This window comes from Pseudomonas sp. AF32, assembly GCF_022342325.2.
Taxonomy (GTDB): domain Bacteria; phylum Pseudomonadota; class Gammaproteobacteria; order Pseudomonadales; family Pseudomonadaceae; genus Aquipseudomonas; species Aquipseudomonas uvaldensis.
The window spans coordinates 66,040-87,477 of the sequence record NZ_RQJK02000001.1; the positions used below are offsets into that span (position 1 = coordinate 66,040).

17 protein-coding genes are annotated in these 21,438 nt (G+C 62.4%); 13 read left to right on the forward strand and 4 right to left on the reverse strand.

Translation table 11 applies throughout. The annotated features are described in order from the left end of the window. Nucleotides 1–335: 335 nt before the first annotated feature. The 3 genes from map to dapC all read left to right on the forward strand — a co-directional run bounded on the left by map (nt 336) and on the right by dapC (nt 5,197). Nucleotides 336–1,118, forward strand: a complete 783-nt coding sequence (gene map / locus EGM97_RS00355; protein ID WP_053152730.1) for a type I methionyl aminopeptidase — start codon at nt 336–338, stop codon at nt 1,116–1,118. A 37-nt stretch (nt 1,119–1,155) separates the two neighbouring features. Beyond that, the gene (locus tag EGM97_RS00360; RefSeq protein WP_238961359.1) at nt 1,156–3,858 is read left to right on the forward strand and encodes a [protein-PII] uridylyltransferase; all 2,703 of its coding nucleotides are present in this window, start codon (nt 1,156–1,158) and stop codon (nt 3,856–3,858) included. Between the two features lie 139 nt (nt 3,859–3,997). Next, the gene (gene dapC, locus EGM97_RS00365; RefSeq protein WP_238961360.1) at nt 3,998–5,197 is read left to right on the forward strand and encodes a succinyldiaminopimelate transaminase; all 1,200 of its coding nucleotides are present in this window, start codon (nt 3,998–4,000) and stop codon (nt 5,195–5,197) included. 285 nt (nt 5,198–5,482) lie between these two features. Here the strand turns inward: dapC and EGM97_RS00370 are convergent, their stop codons facing one another. Continuing rightward, a complete protein-coding gene (locus tag EGM97_RS00370) occupies nt 5,483–7,120 on the reverse strand; it encodes a Na+/H+ antiporter (RefSeq protein ID WP_238961361.1) in 1,638 nt (545 codons plus the stop codon). Nucleotides 7,121–7,411: 291 nt separating this feature from the next. Between EGM97_RS00370 and EGM97_RS00375 the strand changes: the two genes are divergently transcribed. The 4 genes from EGM97_RS00375 (at nt 7,412) to EGM97_RS00390 (ending at nt 10,523) form a co-directional block, all read left to right on the forward strand. Continuing rightward, on the forward strand, nt 7,412–7,774 hold the full coding sequence (locus EGM97_RS00375) for an ArsC family reductase (protein WP_275300554.1): 363 nt from the start codon (nt 7,412–7,414) through the stop codon (nt 7,772–7,774). A 33-nt stretch (nt 7,775–7,807) separates the two neighbouring features. Continuing rightward, nucleotides 7,808–8,842: a 2,3,4,5-tetrahydropyridine-2,6-dicarboxylate N-succinyltransferase gene (gene dapD / locus EGM97_RS00380; protein ID WP_053152720.1), complete on the forward strand. Its 1,035-nt coding sequence runs from the start codon at nt 7,808–7,810 to the stop codon at nt 8,840–8,842. Between the two features lie 74 nt (nt 8,843–8,916). Then, entirely contained in the window at nt 8,917–10,122 is a 1,206-nt protein-coding gene (locus tag EGM97_RS00385; protein WP_238961362.1) for a cysteine desulfurase, read from the forward strand. Continuing rightward, nucleotides 10,119–10,523, forward strand: a complete 405-nt coding sequence (locus tag EGM97_RS00390) for a SufE family protein (protein WP_238961363.1) — start codon at nt 10,119–10,121, stop codon at nt 10,521–10,523. The genes EGM97_RS00385 and EGM97_RS00390 overlap by 4 nt, the downstream gene beginning before the upstream one ends. Before the next feature lie 122 nt (nt 10,524–10,645). On the opposite strand, the gene tcdA is transcribed toward EGM97_RS00390, so the two are convergent. Continuing rightward, nucleotides 10,646–11,458, reverse strand: coding sequence for a tRNA cyclic N6-threonylcarbamoyladenosine(37) synthase TcdA (tcdA, locus tag EGM97_RS00395; protein WP_238961364.1), 813 nt, complete (start codon nt 11,456–11,458; stop codon nt 10,646–10,648). 148 nt (nt 11,459–11,606) lie between these two features. On the opposite strand from tcdA, the gene dapE reads away from it, so the two are divergent. From dapE to EGM97_RS00410, 3 genes are read left to right on the forward strand one after another with little or no spacing between them, the layout of a single operon-like run. Further along, on the forward strand, nt 11,607–12,758 hold the full coding sequence (gene dapE / locus EGM97_RS00400; protein WP_238961365.1) for a succinyl-diaminopimelate desuccinylase: 1,152 nt from the start codon (nt 11,607–11,609) through the stop codon (nt 12,756–12,758). Beyond that, complete coding sequence (locus EGM97_RS00405) at nt 12,758–13,567, forward strand: putative RNA methyltransferase (RefSeq protein WP_238961366.1); 810 nt, start codon at nt 12,758–12,760, stop codon at nt 13,565–13,567. The genes dapE and EGM97_RS00405 overlap by 1 nt, the downstream gene beginning before the upstream one ends. A gap of 48 nt (nt 13,568–13,615) precedes the next feature. Beyond that, nucleotides 13,616–13,993 (forward strand): hypothetical protein, encoded by a 378-nt coding sequence (locus tag EGM97_RS00410; protein ID WP_238961367.1) that lies wholly within the window; start codon nt 13,616–13,618, stop codon nt 13,991–13,993. 137 nt (nt 13,994–14,130) lie between these two features. Here EGM97_RS00410 and EGM97_RS00415 read toward each other — a convergent pair whose 3' ends face one another. After that, entirely contained in the window at nt 14,131–14,340 is a 210-nt protein-coding gene (locus tag EGM97_RS00415; protein ID WP_053152705.1) for a cold-shock protein, read from the reverse strand. A 222-nt stretch (nt 14,341–14,562) separates the two neighbouring features. Between EGM97_RS00415 and plsB the strand changes: the two genes are divergently transcribed. Genes plsB through EGM97_RS00430 form a run of 3 tightly spaced genes read left to right on the forward strand, consistent with a single transcriptional unit; the run spans nt 14,563 to nt 18,234 of the window. Continuing rightward, on the forward strand, nt 14,563–17,064 hold the full coding sequence (gene plsB / locus EGM97_RS00420; RefSeq protein ID WP_238961368.1) for a glycerol-3-phosphate 1-O-acyltransferase PlsB: 2,502 nt from the start codon (nt 14,563–14,565) through the stop codon (nt 17,062–17,064). A gap of 53 nt (nt 17,065–17,117) precedes the next feature. Next, nucleotides 17,118–17,516 carry a YbaY family lipoprotein gene (locus EGM97_RS00425; protein ID WP_238961369.1) on the forward strand — a complete coding sequence of 133 codons (399 nt, stop codon included), beginning with the start codon at nt 17,118–17,120 and terminating at the stop codon, nt 17,514–17,516. Between the two features lie 28 nt (nt 17,517–17,544). Beyond that, entirely contained in the window at nt 17,545–18,234 is a 690-nt protein-coding gene (locus tag EGM97_RS00430) for a DUF4197 domain-containing protein (RefSeq protein WP_238961370.1), read from the forward strand. 136 nt (nt 18,235–18,370) lie between these two features. Here EGM97_RS00430 and EGM97_RS00435 read toward each other — a convergent pair whose 3' ends face one another. Beyond that, nucleotides 18,371–21,436, reverse strand: a complete 3,066-nt coding sequence (locus tag EGM97_RS00435; protein WP_238961371.1) for an efflux RND transporter permease subunit — start codon at nt 21,434–21,436, stop codon at nt 18,371–18,373. Nucleotides 21,437–21,438: the final 2 nt, after the last annotated feature.

The following is a 21,438-nucleotide window of genomic DNA, read 5'->3' on the forward strand; positions in this document are numbered from 1 at the left end:
ACGTATCCCAATGACCAACCAGCGACTTATATAAGCCGAAGGCACCCAGGTCATCGTGTCGACACGTGTGTGGATTTAAGCTTGCGGGGTCATCCCCGGAAAGCGGCGCATTTTATACCACAGCAAGGGCGAAAACGAAACCCGGATTCTGAAAACCTGTGGCGAGAGGATGAAGGGAGCAAGCTTTGCTTACTCAATCCACTCACCATGGAGCGCCAGGCCGGGAGCGCTTTGCCCCGATCGTCTGTTAGAATCGCGTCTTTAAGGGCCGCCCGGAACATCCTCCGCCGCCCATTTCGTTTCGAACAGCGCCGCCGGGCGCAGAGAGAGCCTGTATGACCGTCACCCTCAAGACCCCCGAGGACATCGCGAAAATGCGTGTCGCGGGCAAACTCGCCGCCGATGTGCTGGAAATGATCGCCGACTACGTCAAGCCCGGCGTCACCACCGAAGAGCTGGACCGTATCTGCCACGACTATATCGTCAACGAGCAGAAAGCCATCCCCGCGCCGCTCAACTACAAGGGCTTTCCGAAGTCGATCTGCACCTCGATCAACCATGTGGTCTGCCACGGTATCCCCAACGAAAAGCCGTTGAAGGATGGCGATACCCTGAACATCGACGTCACCGTCATCAAGGACGGCTATCACGGTGACACCAGCCGCATGTTCCATGTCGGCAACGTGCCGGAATGGGCCCAGCGCCTGTCGAAAGTCACCCAGGAATGCATGTACATGGCCATCGAGCTGGTGAAGCCGGGCTGCCGCCTGGGCGATATCGGCGAAGTGATCCAGAAGCATGCGCAGAAGAACGGTTTTTCCGTGGTACGCGAATTCTGTGGCCACGGCATCGGCAAGGTCTTCCACGAAGAACCGCAGATTCTGCACTACGGCCGCGCCGGCACCGGCATGGAACTGCAGGCGGGGATGACCTTCACCATCGAGCCGATGATCAACCAGGGTCGCGCCGAAACCAAGGTACTGGGCGACGGCTGGACCGCCATCACCAAGGACCGCAAGCTGTCGGCCCAATGGGAGCATACCCTGCTGGTGACCGAGACCGGGTACGAGATCTTTACCCTGCGCAGCGACGACACCATCCCTCGCGTTTCCGCCTGAACCGACCCCAGCTATAGATAGAAAGGAAAGCCATTCGATGCCGCAGGTGGATCCCGAACTCTTCGACCGAGGCCAGTTCCAGGCTGAACTGGCCCTGAAGGCAAGCCCCATCGCGGCCTTCAAGAAGGCGATCCGCCAGGCCCGTGAAGTGCTCGACCAGCGCTTCCGCAATGGCCGGGATATCCGTCGGCTGATCGAGGACCGTGCCTGGTTCGTCGATAACATCCTGCAAAGGGCCTGGGAGCAGTTCAACTGGAGCCCCGACACCCACATCGCCCTGGTGGCGGTGGGCGGCTATGGTCGTGGCGAACTGCACCCCTATTCCGACATCGATTTGCTGATCCTGCTGGACGGCGCCGACCACGAAGTCTTTCGCGATTCCATCGAGCGCTTCCTGACGCTGCTCTGGGACATTGGCCTGGAAGTCGGCCAGAGCGTGCGTTCGGTGCAGGAATGCGCCGATGAAGCCCGTGCCGACCTGACAGTCATCACCAACCTGATGGAAAGCCGCACCATCGCCGGTCCCGAGCACCTTCGTCAGCGCATGCTCGACGTCACCAGCACGGCGCACATGTGGCCCAGCAAGGACTTTTTCCTGGCCAAGCATGCCGAGCAGAAGGCCCGCCACCACAAGTACAACGACACCGAATACAACCTGGAACCCAACGTCAAGGGCTCGCCCGGCGGACTGCGGGATATCCAGACCATCCTCTGGGTTGCCCGTCGCGAGTACGGAACCCTGAACCTGCGGGCCCTGGCTGGCGAAGGGTTTCTGGTGGAGAGCGAAAATGCCTTGCTGGCATCTTCCCAGGAATTTTTGTGGAAGGTTCGCTACGCCCTGCACATGCTCGCCGGACGCGCCGAGGACCGCTTGCTGTTCGATCACCAGCGCTCCATCGCGGGCCTGCTGGGCTTCGAAGGAAGTGATGCCAAGCAGGCCATCGAAAACTTCATGCAGCAGTACTACCGGGTGGTGATGAGCATCGCCCAACTCAGCGAGCTGATCATCCAGCACTTCGAGGAGGTCATCCTCGCGCCGGAAGACGCCGAGCCGCCACAACCCATCAACGCCCGGTTCCAGTTGCACGATGGCTACATCGAGGCACGCAACGCGAACGTGTTTCGCCGCACGCCCTTCGCCATGATCGAAATTTTCGTGCTCATGGCCCAGCAGCCGGAAATCAAGGGGGTGCGGGCCGACACCATCCGCCTGCTGCGGGAAAATCGTCACCTGATCGATGATGACTTCCGCCACGATATCCGCAACACCAGCCTGTTCATCGAGTTGTTCAAATGCAAGATCGGCGTGCATCGCAATCTGCGGCGCATGAACCGCTACGGGATCCTGGGGCGCTATCTGCCGGAGTTCGGTTTCATCGTCGGACAGATGCAGCACGACCTGTTCCACATCTATACGGTCGACGCCCACACCCTGAACCTGATCAAGCACCTGCGTAAGTTGCAATACACCCAGGTGTCCGAGAAATTCCCGCTGGCCAGCAAGCTCATGGGCAAGCTGCCCAAGCCCGAGCTGATCTACATGGCCGGGCTGTATCACGACATCGGCAAGGGTCGTCACGGCGACCACTCCGAGATCGGTGCGGTGGATGCCGAAGCGTTCTGCCAGCGGCATCAACTGCCGGTCTGGGACAGCCGGCTGATCGTCTGGCTGGTCCAGAATCATTTGTTGATGTCGACCACGGCCCAGCGCAAGGACCTATCCGACCCGCAAGTGATCCACGACTTCGCTCAGACCGTCGGCGATGAAACGCGCCTGGACTACCTTTACGTACTCACCGTGGCCGACATCAATGCCACCAATCCCACGCTGTGGAATTCCTGGCGTGCCAGCCTGTTGCGCCAACTCTACACCGAGACCAAGCGCGCCTTGCGTCGCGGCCTGGAAAACCCGGTGGACCGGGAAGAGCAGATCCGTCGTACACAAAGTGCCGCCCTGGACATCCTGGTGCGCGGCGGCACCGACCCGGACGACGTCGAACAGCTCTGGTCGCAATTGGGCGATGATTATTTCCTGCGCCATACCGCAGGCGACGTGGCCTGGCACAGCGACGCGATCCTGCAGCAACCGGCCGATGGCGGCCCCCTGGTGTTGATCAAGGAAACCACCCAGCGCGAGTTCGAGGGTGGCACGCAAATCTTCATCTATGCCCCGGACCAGCATGATTTCTTCGCCGTGACCGTGGCCGCGATGGATCAACTCAACCTCAACATCCACGATGCCAGGATCATCACGTCCAGCAGCCAGTTCACCCTCGACACCTACATCGTGCTGGACACCGACGGCGATTCGATCGGCGACAACCCGGCACGGGTCAAGCAGATTCGCGACGGCCTCACCGAGGCCCTGCGTAACCCGGCGGACTATCCGACCATCATCCAGCGCCGGGTGCCACGCCAGCTCAAGCACTTCGCGTTTGCGCCCCAAGTGACCATCCACAACGACGCCCTGCGCCAGGTCACGGTGCTGGAACTCAGCGCCCCGGACCGTCCGGGCCTGCTGGCGCGGATCGGGCATATTTTCCTGGAGTTCGACCTGTCGTTGCAGAACGCCAAGATCGCCACCCTGGGTGAGCGGGTGGAGGACGTGTTCCTCATCACCGATGCGCATAACCAACCGTTGTCCGACCCACAGTTATGCAGCCGCTTGCAGGACGCGATCGTCCGGCATTTGAGCGTCAATCAGGAAACCGATATCAACCCGACGCGTATCAGCATCTGAACCCACGATTTTCCCCCCTGTGGGAGCGAGCTTGCTCGCGATAGCGTCAGATCAGCCGACCTTGATGTTGACTGACCCACCGCTATCGCGAGCAGGCTCGCTCCCACAAGGACAGCGCCCCACTTTGAAGAGGCCCTCGATGAACAACGCTCTGAACCAGTTGCAGCCCTACCCGTTCGAAAAGCTCCGCGCCCTGCTGGGCGGCGTCACGCCAAACCCTGGCAAGCGCCCGATCGCCCTGTCCATCGGTGAGCCCAAACACCGCTCCCCGAGCTTCGTGGCCGACGCGCTGGCGAACAACCTGGACCAGATGGCCGTCTACCCGACCACCCTTGGCCTGCCTGCCCTGCGCGAGTCCATCGTGGGCTGGTGCGAGCGGCGCTTCAATGTCCCGAACGACTGGCTCGACCCGGCGCGCCACGTGCTGCCGGTCAACGGCACCCGTGAGGCGCTGTTCGCCTTCACCCAGACCGTGGTCAACCGTGGCGACGATGCATTGGTCGTCAGTCCGAACCCGTTCTACCAGATCTATGAGGGCGCCGCGTTCCTGGCCGGAGCCAAGCCGCATTACCTGCCATGCCTGGACGAAAACGGCTTCAACCCGGACTTCGACGCCGTGTCGCCGGACATCTGGAAACGCTGCCAGATCCTGTTCCTGTGCTCGCCCGGCAACCCGACCGGTGCACTGATTCCGGTAGATGTGCTGAAGAAACTCATCGCCCTGGCCGATGAGCACGACTTCGTGATCGCCGCCGACGAGTGCTACAGCGAACTGTATTTCGACGAACAGACCCCGCCGCCGGGGCTGCTCAGTGCCTGTGTCGAACTCGGGCGCAAGGACTTCAAGCGTTGCGTGGTGTTCCACAGCCTGTCCAAGCGCTCCAACCTGCCAGGCCTGCGCTCCGGTTTCGTGGCCGGCGACGCGGACATCCTCAAGGGTTTCCTGCTGTATCGCACCTATCACGGCTGTGCGATGCCGGTGCAGACCCAACTGGCGAGCATCGCCGCGTGGAACGACGAAGAACACGTGCGGGCCAACCGGGCGCTGTATCGCGAGAAGTTCGATGCGGTGCTGGACATCCTCAGCCCGGTGCTGGACGTGCAACGTCCCGACGGCAGCTTCTACCTATGGCCGAACGTGGCGGGCGACGACGCGGCATTCTGCCGGGACCTGTTCGAACAGGAACATGTGACCGTGGTGCCGGGCTCCTACCTGTCCCGTGAGGTCGATGGCACCAACCCCGGCGCCGGGCGCGTGCGCATGGCATTGGTCGCGCCACTGGCGGAATGTGTGGAAGCGGCGGAACGGATTCGGGCGTTTATCCAGCGGCGGGGGTGAGGGATTCAGCGAGGGGCCTCAAATGAGGCTGAAACACCTGGCTCATCAACACCCAAAAACAACTGTGGGAGCGGGCTTGCTCGCGAAGGCGTTGGATCAGCTGAATTTTCCTCGGCTGACAGTCCGCTTTCGCGAGCAAGCCCGCTCCCACAGTGGGTTTGTGTGCTGTCCGGATTTGTGAACGCCATTCTTGTGTGCCAGCCTGCTCGCGATGAGGCGGGGCCCTTACAGGACATGCAAGGCGTAATCGCAGGAGTAAAGGCCTATCTTCCACTCTGACCTGCGTTATTTAACCAACCCCAAATTCGCCTCCGCCAGATCCAACTCCCCCAAGACCTCGCGCAACACATCATCGCCAATCTGGTGATGCCGACTAAGCCGATACAGCTCCAAGCGCTGCGCCTTCAGCGCCTTCAAGCGCAGCCGGCGTTCCAGCAGGTCCATTTCAAAGGCCAGGGCCTGGGCTTCGGCGGAGTCGTCGAAGACCTCCAATTGATGGCGATATTCGGACATCAGCCGCGCCTTGACCTCGGTCGACAGCGCCGCCGCCGGCGCGCTGGCAGGCTCGGCCGGCTCTTCCACTTCCAGCGCTCGGATTGCCGCTTCAGCGGTCTTGCGCCAGGCATCGCGGACTTCGTTGCGGCGCTTGTCGTCGGGGCTTTTTTCGACGCCCCGCAGCAACATGGGCAGGGCGATGCAGGCCGCGACCAGCGACAGCAAGATCACCCCGGCGGCAATGAAAATCAGCAGGTCACGCTCGGGAAACACCTCGCCCGCGTCAATCAGCAGCGGCACCGACAACACGCCCGCCAGTGTCACCGCACCGCGCACGCCACCGAATGTCAGCAGCCAGCACGAGCGCGCCGTCGGGACCAGGGTCAGTTCACCCCGGCCGCGCCAGCGCCGCAGCAATCCGGACAACCGCCAGATGCTTTGCACCCAGACAAACCGCAGCACCAGCAGTACCAGGAATATCGCCACCACATCCAGGCATCGGAAGAACAACGTCGGCCATAACGCCGTCTCGTGGCTGGTCACCGCCTTGATGATGTCCGGCAGTTGCAAGCCCAGCAGCAGGAAGATCAACCCGTTGAAGGCGAACTCCAGCAACGTCCAGACACTGCGATTGAGCAACCGGGTGCCGGTCTGGCGTGGCAGCAGGTCGAGCCAGCTCTGCATCATTCCCGCCGCCACTGCCGAGAGGATGCCCGAAGCGCCCAGTCGCTCAGCCAGCACATAGGCGGCGAACGGCAGCAGCAACATGAACACGACGTGGGTGGCCGGGTCGTCCCAGCCCCGTGCGACCATCCAGGCCCGCAGCCGGCCCATCAGCCAGCTCAAGGTGACGCCGACCAACAGACCGCCCAGCGCCACCAGTACGAAAGTCAGACTGGCACTGGCCAGGGAAAATACGCCGGTGATGGCCGCCGCCAAGGCGAACTTGAAGGTCACCAGGCCCGACGCATCGTTCATCAGCGCTTCGCCCTGGAGCATGTGCATCAGCGGCGCGGGCAGGCGATCCCGGGCAATCGCCGAGACAGCCACAGCGTCGGTGGGCGACAACACCGCCGCCAGGGCGAAGGCCACCGGCAGCGGAATACTCGGCAGCAGCCAATGAATGAAGTAACCGGCGCCCACCACGGTGAACAGCACCAGCCCCACCGCCAGCGTGAGGATTGGCCCGCGCAGGCGCCACAGTTCGCGCTTGGGCATGCGCCAGCCATCGGAGAACAGCAGCGGCGGCAGGAAGAGGAACAGGAACAGCTCAGGATCAAGGGCCACATGCAGGCCCAGGGAGGGCCAGGCCAACACGGCTCCGGCGCCGATCTGCACCAGGGGCAAGGGTAACGGGATCAACCGACCGATCAGGCGCGAAACGCCCACCAGCAACAACAGGATCAGGACGGTATAGGCGCTTTGCATGACGGCTTCCAGTAACTGCAACACACACATCCGGCAACAGGTTGCCGTTGAAGTGCCATATTAGCCGCTTAGCATGGACCTGACCGTTGCACTTATGTCGCAGCAGCTCCTTTTGGGAGCAAGGCTGTGGGAGTCATTCTGTGGGAGCAAAGCTTGCTCGCGATGAAACCACTTCGATCTGCCAGAACATCGCGTCATCGTTCATCGCGGGCAAGCCTCGCTCCCACAACCGTCCGGTCATGGCATAATCCTTCACCTTTTATTTCCAGCACCTGCAAAGGGGGCAGTTCCTTGACCGATTCAAGCAAAACGTTGCACCTTTTCGGCATCAAAGCCTGTGACACGATGAAAAAGGCGCGTATCTGGCTCGATGAACACGCTGTGCACTACGATTTTCACGACTACAAAATTGCCGGCATCGACCGTGAGCACCTGACCCAATGGTGCGACGAGCATGGCTGGCAAGTGGTGTTGAACCGTGCCGGTACGACCTTTCGCAAGCTCGACGACGAACGCAAAGCCGATCTCGACCAGTCGAAAGCCATCGAACTGATGCTCGCCCAACCCTCGATGATCAAGCGCCCGGTGCTCGATCTCGGTGACCGAACCCTGATTGGCTTCAAGCCAGATATCTATGCGGCGGCGCTTCAGTAAGCCTGCCCTGTCCATTTTGTTGAGGTAACGTTCATGTCCACTACCCTGTTCAGCCTGGCCTTCGGTGTCGGCACTCAAAACCGTCAAGGCGCCTGGCTGGAAGTGTTCTACGCACAGCCACTGCTCAATCCGTCGGCCGATATCGTCAAGGCCGTCGCGCCGATCCTGGGTTACAGCGAAGGCAACCAGGCCATCACCTTCACCACCGCCCAGGCCTCGCAACTGGCCGAAGCCCTCAAGGGCGTCGATGCCGCGCAAGCCAAGCTGCTGACTCGCCTGGCCGAGAGCCACAAGCCTCTGGTCGCCACCCTGCTGGCCGAAGATGCCCAACTGAGCTCCACGCCTGAGGCCTACCTCAAGCTGCACTTGCTGTCCCATCGCCTGGTCAAGCCTCACGGCCTGAACCTGGCCGGTATCTTCCCGCTGCTGCCGAACGTCGCCTGGACCAGCCAGGGTGCAATCGACCTGAGCGAACTGGCCGAGCACCAGCTCGAAGCCCGCCTGCGTGGCGAGTTGCTGGAAGTGTTCTCGGTGGACAAGTTCCCGAAAATGACCGACTACGTGGTTCCGGCCGGTGTGCGCATCGCCGATGCCGCGCGGTTGCGTCTGGGCGCCTACGTGGGCGAAGGCACCACCGTGATGCACGAAGGTTTCGTCAACTTCAACGCCGGTACCGAAGGCCCGGGCATGATCGAAGGCCGTGTCTCGGCCGGTGTGTTCGTCGGCAAGGGGTCGGATCTGGGCGGCGGTTGCTCGACCATGGGCACCCTGTCGGGCGGCGGCAACATCGTGATCAAGGTCGGCGAAGGCTGCCTGATCGGCGCGAACGCCGGCATCGGCATCCCGCTGGGCGACCGCAACACCGTGGAATCGGGCCTGTATGTGACCGCTGGCACCAAGGTCGCGCTGCTGGACGAGAACAATCAGCTGGTCAAAGTAGTCAAGGCCCGCGACCTGGCCGGCCAACCGGACCTGCTGTTCCGTCGCAACTCCGAGACGGGCGCGGTGGAGTGCAAGACCCACAAGTCGGCCATCGAGCTGAACGAAGCACTGCACGCGCATAACTAAGCCGCTTCACTGTCACCTGTGGGAGCACACTTGCTCCTACAGGGTCCGGCGTCACTCCAGCAGGGCCCGAAAGCATGTTGATTCCCTCCCCCTGGCGTGCCGATTTCCCGGCCATCGCCGCCCTTCAACGGCAAGGCCAGACCTACCTGGACAATGCCGCCACCACGCAGAAACCCCAAGCCCTGTTGGACGCCCTGGCGCACTACTACGCCAATGGCGCCGCCAACGTGCACCGCGCGCAGCATCTACCGGGCGCCCACGCCACCCAGGCGTTCGAGGACAGCCGCCTCAAGGTGTCGCAATGGCTTAATGCGGGGAGCTGCGGGCAGGTCGTCTTTACCCATGGCGCCACTTCGGCGCTGAACCTCCTGGCCTATGGGCTGGAGCATCTATTCGTTCCGGGCGATGAGATCGTCATCAGCGCCCTGGAACATCACGCCAACCTGTTGCCCTGGCAGCAGTTGGCCGAGCGCCGTTCGCTGAAGCTGGTGGTGTTGCCACTCGATGCCTGCGGGGTGATTGACCTCGACGCAGCCGCTGAACTCATCGGTCCGCGTACACGGCTGCTGGCGGTAAGTCAGTTGTCCAACGTACTGGGAACCTGGCAACCCTTGCCGGCGCTGTTGGCGCTGGCCAAGGCTCAGGGGGCGCTGACGGTGATCGATGGCGCCCAGGGCGTGGTCCATGGCCGCCATGACGTGCAGGCCCTGGGTTGTGATTTCTACGTATTTTCCAGCCACAAGCTCTACGGCCCCGAAGGGCTCGGCGTCCTGTTCGGCCGTAGCGAAGCCCTTGGCAAGCTGCGTCATTGGCAGTTCGGCGGCGAGATGGTGCAGCAGGCCGATTACCACAGCGCCACCTTCCGCCCCGCACCGCTGGGCTTCGAGGCCGGCACACCGCCCATTGCCAGCGTGATCGGCCTGGGGGCGACCCTGGATTACCTGTCCGGCCTCGATGCCCAAGCGGTCGTCGATCACGAGACGGCGCTGCACGACTATCTGCTCCACGGCTTGCTCGCGCGCAACGGCGTGCGACTGGTAGGCACCCCACGCCTGGCGCTGGTCAGTTTCGTGGTCGAGGGCATTCACAACGCCGACCTCGCCCACCTGTTGACCGAGCAAGGCATCGCCGTACGCGCCGGGCATCATTGCGCCATGCCGCTGTTCAAGCATTTGCAGTTGTCGGGGGCAATTCGGGTGTCGCTGGCGCTGTATAACGACTCCGCCGACATTGAACGTTTCTTCGAAGCAATGGATCAGGCCCTGGAGATGCTGCGATGAACCTGCCGGACGACGCCGTCGCGGCGCTGCAGATCTTCCAGGACGCCTCAGGCTGGGAACAACGCGCCCGGCTGCTGATGCAATGGGGCGAGCGCCTGCCGACCCTGAGCGACGCGGACAAATGCGAGGCCAACCTGGTCAGCGGTTGTGAAAGCCAGGTGTGGTTGGTGGGCCGGTTGCAGGAGGGCCACTGGCAATTCCGCGCAGCCAGCGATGCACGGTTGATTCGTGGGTTGGTGGCGTTGCTGCTGGCGCGAGTCAACGGACTGTCCGCCGCCGAGTTGCAGCAGGTGGATCTGCCGGGCTGGTTCAATCAGCTGGGATTGTCGCGCCAGCTATCGCCTTCGCGCAGTAATGGGTTGAATGCGGTGTTGCAGCGGATGGTTGAGTTGACTCGGTAACCGCTAAAAGCTTCGCGAGCAAGCCCGCTCCCACAGGAGATCTCATCGAACACAAATCTTGTGTACACCCCATATCCACTGTGGGAGCGGGCTTGCTCGCGAAGAGGCCATCAGCGACACCCTCAAACCTGAGGCTTGACCCGGTCAGCCGGCCGCCGCACACCCGCGACGATCTTATCCACAGCCTTGGTCGCCGCGACCATGCCGAACGTTGCCGTCACCATCATCACCGCGCCAAACCCGCCGGCGCAGTCGAGCTTCACGCCGTCGCCGACAAAACTTTTCTGCAAGCAGATGCTGCCATCCGGCTTCGGGTAGCGCAGTTGCTCGGTGGAGAACACGCACGGCACGCTGTAGTGGCGAGTGACGGTGCGGGAGAAGCCGTAGTCGCGGCGCAGGGTCGAGCGTACTTTGGACGCCAGCGGATCGTTGAACGTGCGGTTCAGGTCGCAGACCTGGATCAGCGTCGGGTCGATCTGCCCGCCCGCGCCACCCGTAGTAATAATCTGGATCTTGCGGCGCTTGCACCAGGCAATCAGCGCCGCCTTGGCATTCACACTGTCGATGCAGTCGATGACGCAGTCGATGTTCGGTGTGATGTATTCGGCCATGGTGTCCCGGGTGACGAAATCCGCCACCGCGTGCACCGTACAGTCGGGATTGATGCCGCGCAGCCGCTCGGCCATCACCTCGACCTTGGGCTTGCCGACAGTGCTGTCCAGGGCGTGCAACTGACGGTTGGCGTTGCTGACGCAGACGTCGTCCAGGTCGAACAGGGAAATCTCGCCCACGCCGCAGCGAGCAACGGCCTCCGCCGCCCAGGAACCGACACCGCCCACCCCGACAATCGCCACGTGGGCCGCCCGCAGGCGCTCCAGGCCTTCGATGCCATACAACCGAGCGATGCCGGCAAACCGTGGATCTTCTGTACTCATGACCGTTACCCCAAAAACCGGCGCGCATTATAGGGCACCTGCAGCCCATGCGTTGCGTTTTGCTATAAGATAACCGCCATTTTGCGGGAGCGTATTGGCTCCCGCCCATGTCTGTCCTTGCGCGCACTCGATAATCCCGGAGCTTTCCATGACGGCCCCCGCCGACCTCTCGCCGACCCTGCAACTCGCCTGCGACCTGATCCGCCGTCCGTCCGTGACGCCGGTGGATGCCGATTGCCAGAAACTGATGATGCAGCGCCTGGGCAACGCGGGCTTTACGCTCGAACCGATGCGCATCGAAGATGTGGATAACTTCTGGGCCAGCCATGGCAAGCATGACGGGCCGGTGCTGTGCTTCGCCGGGCACACCGACGTGGTGCCCACCGGTCCGGTGCAGGCGTGGCAGCTCGACCCGTTCGATGCGGTCATCGATGAGCACGGCATGCTCTGTGGCCGTGGTGCAGCGGACATGAAAGGCAGCCTGGCGGCCATGGTGGTGGCAGCCGAGCGGTTCGTTGCCGATTACCCGGACCACAAGGGCTCGGTGACTTTCCTGATCACCAGCGATGAAGAAGGCCCGGCACACCACGGCACCAAAGCCGTCGTGGAACGTCTCAAGGCCCGCCAGGAGCGACTGGACTGGTGCATCGTTGGCGAACCGTCGAGCACCACCCTCGTGGGCGACGTAGTGAAGAACGGCCGGCGCGGCTCCCTCGGCGCCAAACTGACCGTGCGCGGCAAGCAGGGTCACGTGGCTTATCCACACCTGGCAAAAAACCCGATCCACCTGGCTGCGCCAGCCCTGGCGGAATTGGCCGCGGAACATTGGGACCATGGCAACGACTTCTTCCCGCCCACCAGTTTCCAGATCTCCAACCTCAACGCCGGTACCGGGGCCACCAACGTGATCCCCGGTGAGCTGGAGGCGGTGTTCAACTTCCGTTTCTCGACTGAATCCACCGTCGAAGGCCTGCAACAGCGCGTCGCCGACATTCTCGACAAGCATCAACTGGACTGGCACATCGACTGGGCGCTGTCCGGCCTGCCGTTCCTCACCGAACCGGGTGCGCTGCTGGACGCCGTATCGTCGAGCATCAGAGACGTCACCGGCCGCGAAACCCAGGCGTCCACCAGCGGCGGCACCTCCGATGGTCGCTTCATCGCCACCATGGGCACCCAAGTGGTGGAACTGGGGCCGGTCAACGCGACCATCCACCAGGTCAACGAGCGCGTGCTGGCAGCCGATCTCGACGTGCTGACCGAGATCTACTACAAGACGCTGATCAAGTTGCTCGCCTGATGCTCGCCTGTCCGATCTGCAGCGAACCGCTAAATGCGGTGGATAACGGTGTGGCCTGCCCGGCCGGCCATCGATTCGACCGCGCACGCCAGGGCTACCTGAATCTTTTGCCGGTGCAGCACAAGAACAGTCGCGACCCGGGCGATAACCAGGCCATGGTCGAAGCCCGTCGCGACTTCCTCAACGCCGGGCACTACGCGCCGGTGGCCCGGCGGCTCGCCGAACTGGCCGCCGAACGAGCGCCGGGACGTTGGCTGGACATTGGCTGTGGCGAGGGTTACTACACCGCGCAGATCGCCGACGCCTTGCCCGAGGCCGATGGCTACGCCTTGGATATCTCCCGCGAGGCGGTCAAGCGCGCCTGCAAACGCAACCCGCGCCTGACCTGGTTGATCGCCAGCATGGCTCGGGTGCCGCTGGCGGACGCTTGCTGCCAGTTCCTGGCGAGCGTGTTCAGCCCATTGGACTGGCAGGAAGCCAAGCGCCTGCTCAGCCCCGGTGGCGGCCTCATGAAAGTCGGCCCAACCCGCGGCCACCTGATGGAACTGCGCGAGCGGCTGTATGACGAAGTGCGCGAATACACCGATGACAAGCATCTAGCCCTGGTGCCGGCGGGCATGGCGCTGGATCACAGCGAAACCCTCGAATTCAAGCTCACGCTCGACAACGGCCAGGACCGCGCCAATCTGCTGGCGATGACGCCCCATGGCTGGCGCGCCAGTGCCGAACGCCGCGCCAGCGTGATCGAACAGGCCGAGCCGTTCGAGGTCACCGTGTCGATGCGCTACGATTATTTCGTTCTTCAATAACCGATCAAATCCGCGAATGGATTTTTCAAGACCGCAGCGAGGACATCCATGCGCCAACCCGATATCGAGATTTACCTCAAGGACGCCGACGTCGACCACAAGGCCATCGCCGCCTGGCTGACCCAGGCCCTGGGCCCGTGCAGCGACTGGACCCAGAAGGGCCAGACCTACAAGTGCAAGGCCGGCAACATCCCGGTGACCTGGCTGCCCAAGGCCGTCGGCAAATGGAACAGCCTGTACCTGGAAAGCGACCAGACCCCATGGGACGACGACATCGCCTGCGCCCGCGCCGCCTACGCCGCACTGAACGTCGAAGTGCGCTGCGCGCCCGGTTCGTGGGTGGAAGAGGAAGGCGAGGATTCGGCTGATCGCTGGATTCGGATCAGTGCCGACGGGGAGGAGGAGATTACCTGGCGGACTGCCTGACGCAGGCCTACAGCCCACCGTAGATCAAAATGTGGGAGCGGGCTTGCTCGCGAATGCGGTGTGTCAGTCGATACTTTCATTGACTGATACACCGCATTCGCGAGCAAGCCCGCTCCCACAGGGGATTAGTGGCGCTGTTACAACCCCACCACATCCTCAGCCTGCAAGCCCTTCTGCCCTTCCACCACCGCGTATTCGACCTTCTGCCCTTCGGTCAGCGAACGATGGCCTTCGCCACGGATCGCGCGGTAATGCACGAATACGTCTGCTCCGCCTTCACGCTGGATGAAGCCGTAGCCCTTCGCGTCGTTGAACCACTTCACGTTGCCGGTTTCACGTGCTGCCATGGTGCTCACTCCCATTCTTATTTTTAGGTCGGCTGTTTCGAACTTTCGCCACCGTCCGGCCGTCCATGAGGGAGGCGGAGGCAGCCAGCCGACCGAGTATATGACAGCCGCAAAAACTCTCAACTGACTTTACTTCGCCGCTTTTTTGCCGATTTTCGATGAATCCTGCAAACTAGCGAGCCCGAGCATCCGCTCGGTTTCATCCACTCACGCAGAAGCCGTATGACCCGTTCTCCGTTCCGCCGTCTTGTGTTTGGCACCCTGCGCCGACTGTTGTACCTCTGGGTTCGCTCCGAGACGATCAACCAGTCGTCCTTCACCCTCAACCTCGACCGCAGCCGTCCGGTGTTCTACGTCCTGCAAGACCCTTCGCTCACCGACCTGGCGGTACTCGACACCGAGTGCACCAAGGCCGGCCTGCCCCGTCCGGTATTGCCGGTTTCGGTGGGTCAGCTATTGGAACCGGCGGCATTTTTCTACCTGACCCCGGCCCCGGACTGGCTCGGACGCCAGGACAAACGCGGCGCGCCGCCCACGCTGACGCGGCTGGTCAACGTGCTGAGCCATGACGCTGCCGAAGATGCGCAGATCATTCCCGTCAGCGTGTTCTGGGGCCAATCGCCGGACAGCGAATCCAGCCCGTGGAAGCTGTTGTTCGCTGACAGCTGGGCGGTCACCGGGCGTCTGCGGCGCCTGCTGAGCATCATGATCCTGGGTCGCAAGACCCGCGTGCAGTTCTCCGCGCCGATCCACCTGCGCGAGCTGATCGAGCACGACAAGGGCCACGAACGTACCGTGCGCATGGCCCAGCGGATTCTGCGGGTGCATTTTCGCAACTTGAAGGCGGCGGTGATCGGGCCCGATATTTCCCACCGACGCAACCTGGTCAAAGGGTTGGTGAACCAGCCGCTGGTCAAGCAGGCGATTGCCGACGAGGCCGAACGGGAAAAGATTTCCGCCGAGAAAGCCAAGGCCCAGGCCCTGCGCTACGGCAACGAAATCGCCTCGGACTACACCTACACCGCAATCCGCTTCCTGGAAGTGGTGCTGAGCTGGTTCTGGAACAAGATCTACGATGGCATCAAGGTCAACCACATCGAGAATGTGCAAGCGATCGCGCCCGGTCACGAGGTCATCTATGTGCCCTGCCACCGCAGCCATATCGATTACCTGCTGCTGTCGTACCTGCTGTTCCGCAACGGCCTGACGCCACCGCACATCGCCGCCGGCATCAACCTGAACATGCCGGTCATCGGTGGCCTGCTGCGCCGTGGCGGGGCGTTTTTCATGCGCCGTACGTTCAAGGGCAACCCGCTCTACACCGCTGTGTTCAACGAATACCTGCACACGTTGTTCACCAAGGGCTTCCCGGTGGAGTACTTCGTCGAGGGCGGTCGCTCACGCACCGGACGCATGCTGCAACCCAAGACCGGCATGCTCGCCATCACCCTGCGCAGCTTCCTGCGCTCATCGCGCACGCCCATCGTGTTCGTGCCGGTCTACATTGGCTATGAGCGGGTACTGGAAGGCCGCACCTACTTGGGTGAACTGCGCGGAGCCAGCAAGAAGAAAGAATCGATCTTCGACATCTTCAAGGTCATCGGCGCCCTCAAGCAACGCTTCGGCCAGGTGGCCGTGAACTTCGGCGAACCGATCAAGCTGGCCGAATTCCTCGACGGTGAGCAGCCCGGCTGGCGCCAGCAGGAACTGGGCCCGCAATTCAAACCGGCCTGGCTCAACGCAACCACCCACCGCCTGGGCGAGCGCGTGGCGCGGCACCTGAACGAAGCCGCCGCGATCAACCCGGTCAACCTGGTGGCGTTGGCCCTGCTGTCCACCAGCCGCCTGGCCCTGGACGACCGCGCCATGGCACGGGTGTTGGATCTGTACCTGGCGTTGCTGCGCAAAGTGCCGTATTCGCCCCACACCACCCTGCCCGCGGGTGACGGCCAGGCGTTGATCGAGCACGTCAAGGGCATGGACCTGCTGTCGGAACAGAGCGACGCCCTTGGCAAGATTCTGTACCTGGACGAACAGAACGCGGTGCTGATGACCTACTACCGCAACAATGTGCTGCACATCTTTGCCCTGCCGGCGTTACTGGCCAGTTTCTTCCAGAGCACTTCGCGCATGAGCCGCGAGCAGATCCTGCGCTACACCCGCGCGTTGTACCCGTACCTGCAATCGGAGCTGTTCATCCGCTGGTCGCTGGAAGAACTCGACGGTGTGGTCGACCAGTGGCTCGAAGCGTTCGTCGAACAAGGCCTGCTGCGTTTCGAAAAGGACCTGTACCTGCGCCCGGCCCCGAGCTCGCGGCACTTCGTGCTGTTGACGCTGCTGTCCAAGAGCATCGCCCAGACCTTGCAGCGCTTCTACATGACCGTCTCGCTGCTGCTCAACAGCGGCCAGAACAGCATCAGCGCCGAGGAACTGGAAGACCTCTGCACCGTAATGGCCCAGCGCCTGTCGATCCTCCATGGCCTGAACGCGCCGGAGTTCTTCGACAAGAGCCTGTTCCGCCACTTCATCCAGACTCTGCTGGACCTCGACGTGCTGCGCCGGGACGAAGCGGGCAAGCTAAGCTATCACGAGCTGTTGGGCGAACTGGCCGAAGGCGCCGCGAAACGGGTGCTGCCGGCGGAGATTCGCCTGTCGATTCGCCAAGTGGCGTTGCATCGCAGTGAAGACGCGGCGGATCAGGTTGCCCCGGAGTCCCGGGACTGATCTTCCCACAGGCGTCAGTTCGTCAACTGGCGCCTTCAATCAAGGACTGCCCCATGAACAAGCTTCTTACCCTTGCTCTCGCCGCACTGCTCAGTGCCTGCTCCAGCGCACCACTGGCGGACAAGCACAGCCTCGATGGCGAAGTGTTCTATCTGCAACGCATCGCCCTGCCACCCTCCGCGATCTTGAACGTGAGCCTGCAAGACGTATCCCTGGCCGATGCCCCGGCCGTGGTGCTCGATGAACAGAGCGGCCCGGTCAACGGCCAGGTCCCGCTGCCGTTCCACCTCAGTTATGATCCGGCCCAGGTCAAGCCAGGCCATCGTTATGCTGTCAGCGCTCGGATCGAAGTCGACGGCCAACTGATGTTCGTCACCACCGAACAACACACCGTGCAACTCGATGGCAACGATCCACAGCCGTTGAAGATCCGCGTCAATGCGGCACGCTGATTCCCTTTACTTCACCAAGGACGCTCCCATGTTCCGTTCCACCCTGCGTTTCACCGGCCTGTGCGCCGGCCTGTTGTTCGGTGCCCATGCCATGGCCCTGTCCCTGGGCGATCTGTCGCAATCGGATGCCACGGGCGGTCTCAAGGATGCCTTGACCCAAGGCGCACAAATCGCGGTCAAGCAACTGGGCACGCCCGGCGGTTTCAGCAACAACCCGGACGTGAAGATCGAGTTGCCGGGCAAGCTTGGTAAAGTCGCCAGCAAGATGAAAGCCTTCGGCATGGGTGATCAGGTCGATCAGCTGGAAACCAGCATGAATCAGGCCGCCGAGGCCGCGGTTGTCCAGGCTCAGCCGATCCTGGTCAACGCAGTGAAAAACATGAGCGTGAACGACGCCAAGGGGATTCTGAGCGGTGGCAACGATTCAGCCACCCAGTACCTGAACAAGAGCAGCCGCGAGCAGATCCGCGCCAAGTTCCTGCCTATCGTCAAGCAAGCCACCGACAAGGTCGGCCTGGCCCAGAAATACAATGCCTTCGCCGGCCAGGCCGCGACCTTCGGTGTGCTGGATGCGAAAAGCGCCAACGTCGAAAACTACGTGACCGAGCAAGCGCTGGATGGCTTGTTCGAAATGATCGGCAAGCAGGAAGCCACCATTCGCAAGAACCCGGCGGCTGCGGCGACCAGTCTGGCGAAGAAGGTGTTCGGCGCCCTCTGACCCCCAGCACTGAACAACGGTGGGAGCGGGCTTGCTCGCGAAAGCGATGGATCAGCCTATCAGGTGTCAACTGATGCTCCGCTTTCGCGAGCAAGCCCGCTCCCACATTGGCTTTGCGGTGTTCACTACATCGCAGTCAGGTCTTCTTGACCCTGAACCACGCCGCATACAGCGCCGGCAGGAACAGCAGCGTCAACGCCGTCGCCACGATCAGCCCGCCCATGATGGCCACGGCCATCGGGCCGAAGAACAGGCTGCGTGACAGCGGGATCATCGCCAGCACGGCCGCCAGTGCGGTGAGCACGATTGGCCGGAAGCGACGTACCGTGGCTTCGATGATCGCCTGCCACGGCGTGAGGCCGGCCTCGATGTCCTGTTCGATCTGATCCACCAGGATCACCGAGTTGCGCATGATCATCCCCGACAGCGCAATGGTGCCCAGCATGGCGACGAAGCCGAACGGCTGGCGGAATACCAGCAAAAACAGCGTCACGCCGATCAGCCCCAGAGGCGCCGTGAGAAAGACCATGGCCGTGCGCGAGAAGCTGCGCAGTTGCAACATCAGCAGCGTCAACACCACCACGATGAACAGCGGCACACCGGCGTTCACCGATTTCTGGCCACGGGCCGAGTCCTCGACCGTGCCCCCGACCTCCAGCAAATAGCCGTCCGGCAATTCGGCCTGAATCGGTTCCAGGGTCGGGAAGATCTGCTGCACCAGCGTCGCCGGCTGCTCCTTGCCGTAGATATCGGCCCGCACGGTCACGCTCGGCAGCCGGTTGCGGTGCCAGATCACGCCTTCTTCGAAGCCGTACTCCAACGTTGCAATCTGCGACAGCGCTACGCTGGCGCCATTCTCGGTGGGCACCGCCAGGCTTGGCAGCAGCGACAGTTCGGTGCGTTCGTGCACGGTGCCGCGCAGCAGGATCTCGATCAGCTCGTTGTCTTCCCGGTACTGGCTGACGCTGGAGCCGATGAGGGAGCTTTGCAGGAATTTCGACAGGTCGGCGGTGCTCACGCCCAAGGCCCGGGCACGCTCTTGATCGACATTCAGGTAGACGACCTTGCTCGGTTCTTCCCAATCCAGATGCACATTGGCCACGTAGGGATTCTCGCGAACCTTCGTCGCCACTTTGCGGGCCAGGGCGCGGACCTGCTCGATATGTTCGCCGGTGACCCGGAACTGCACCGGGTAACCCACCGGCGGTCCGTTCTCCAGGCGGGTGACCCGTGAACGCAGGGTCGGGAATTGCTCGTTCAGCGTGGTGATCAGCCAACTGCGCAACGGCTCACGGTCCTCGATGGTCTTGGCCAGCACCACGAACTGGGCAAAGCTCGACGCCGGCAGTTGTTGATCCAGCGGCAAGTAGAAGCGCGGTGAACCGGTGCCGACATAGGCCACATAGTTGTCGATGCCGGGATGGTCCTTGAGCAGGGCTTCAAGGCGCTTGACCTGTTCGGCGGTGTTGCTCAGGGAGGCGCCCTCCTCAAGCTTCAGGTCCACCATCAACTCCAGCCGGCCCGACGCTGGGAAGAACTGCTGCGGAACGAAACGGAACAGCACCACCGAGCCCACGAACAGCAGCACGGTCAGCATGATGACGGTTTTGCGCCGTCTCACGCACCACTCCACCAACCGCCGGACACGCTGGTAGAACGGAGTGGCGTAAGGGTCCGGATGCCCGTCACCGGTACCGTGCTTGGCCGCATGAATTTTCGCCAGGTCCGGCAGGAGTTTTTCCCCCAGGTAAGGCACGAACACCACCGCCGCCACCCAGGACGCTACCAGCGCGAGGGTCACGACCTGAAAGATCGAACGGGTGTATTCGCCGGTGCCCGATTGCGCCGTGGCGATCGGCAGGAAGCCCGCCGCCGTGATCAGCGTACCGGTGAGCATCGGGAACGCCGTGCTGGTCCAGGCGAAGCTGGCGGCCTTGATCCGGTCGAAACCCTGCTCCATTTTGATCGCCATCATCTCGACTGCAATGATGGCATCGTCCACCAGCAGCCCCAGCGCCAAGACCAACGCGCCCAGGGAAATCTTGTGCAGGCCGATCCCCAGGTAATACATCGCGGCGAAAGTCATCGCCAGCACCAACGGAATTGCCAGGGCCACCACCATCCCGGTGCGCAACCCCAGGGAGAAGAAGCTCACCAGCAACACGATGACCAATGCTTCCACCAGCACCCGGACGAACTCGCCAACGCCGGTCTTCACGGCCGCCGGCTGGTCAGACACCTTGCGCAGCTGCATGCCGGCCGGGAGATTGTCCTGGATTCGGGCGAACTCGGCCTCCAGGGCCTTGCCGAGGATGAGGATGTCGCCCCCCTCCTTCATGGCCACGGCCAGGCCGATGGCGTCTTCGCCCATGAAACGCATGCGTGGCGCGGGTGGATCGTTGAAACCACGACGCACATCCGCCACATCGTCGATACGGAACGTACGGTCGCCGACCCGGATCGGAAAGCGGCGGATCTCTTCTACCGTCTGGAAATTACCCGACACCCGCAGTTGCAACCGTTCGGTACCCGTTTCGAAGAAGCCGGCGGTAGACACCGCATTCTGTTCTTCGAGGGCTTGCTGGACGGCTGCCAAAGGCAAGCCCAGCGTCGCCAGCTTCACGTTTGACAGCTCGATCCAGATCTTCTCGTCCTGCAGGCCGATCAGCTCGACCTTGCCCACGTCCTTGACCCGTTGTAGCTGGATCTGCACGCGATCGGCGTAGTCCTTGAGCACGCCATAGTCGAAGCCTTCGCCGGTCAGGGCATAGATATTGCCGAAGGTGGTGCCGAACTCGTCGTTGAAGAACGGCCCCTGAATACCCGGCGGCAAGGTATGGCGGATGTCGCTGACCTTCTTGCGGATCTGGTACCACAGCTCGGGGATCTGCGCTGAATGCAGTGAGTCGCGGGCCATGAACGTTACCTGGGATTCGCCCGGGCGGGAGAAGGAAACGATGCGCTCGTAGTCGCCGGTTTCCATCAGCTTCTTTTCGATGCGCTCGGTCACCTGGCGGGACACTTCCTCGGCCGTAGCGCCCGGCCAGTTAGTGCGGATGACCATGGCCTTGAAGGTAAACGGCGGGTCTTCACTCTGGCCCAACTTGGTGTAGGAAAGGGCACCAACGATAGCCAGCAACAGCATCAGGAACAGTACGATCTGGCGGTTACGCAGCGCCCATTCTGAAAGATTGAAACCCATCG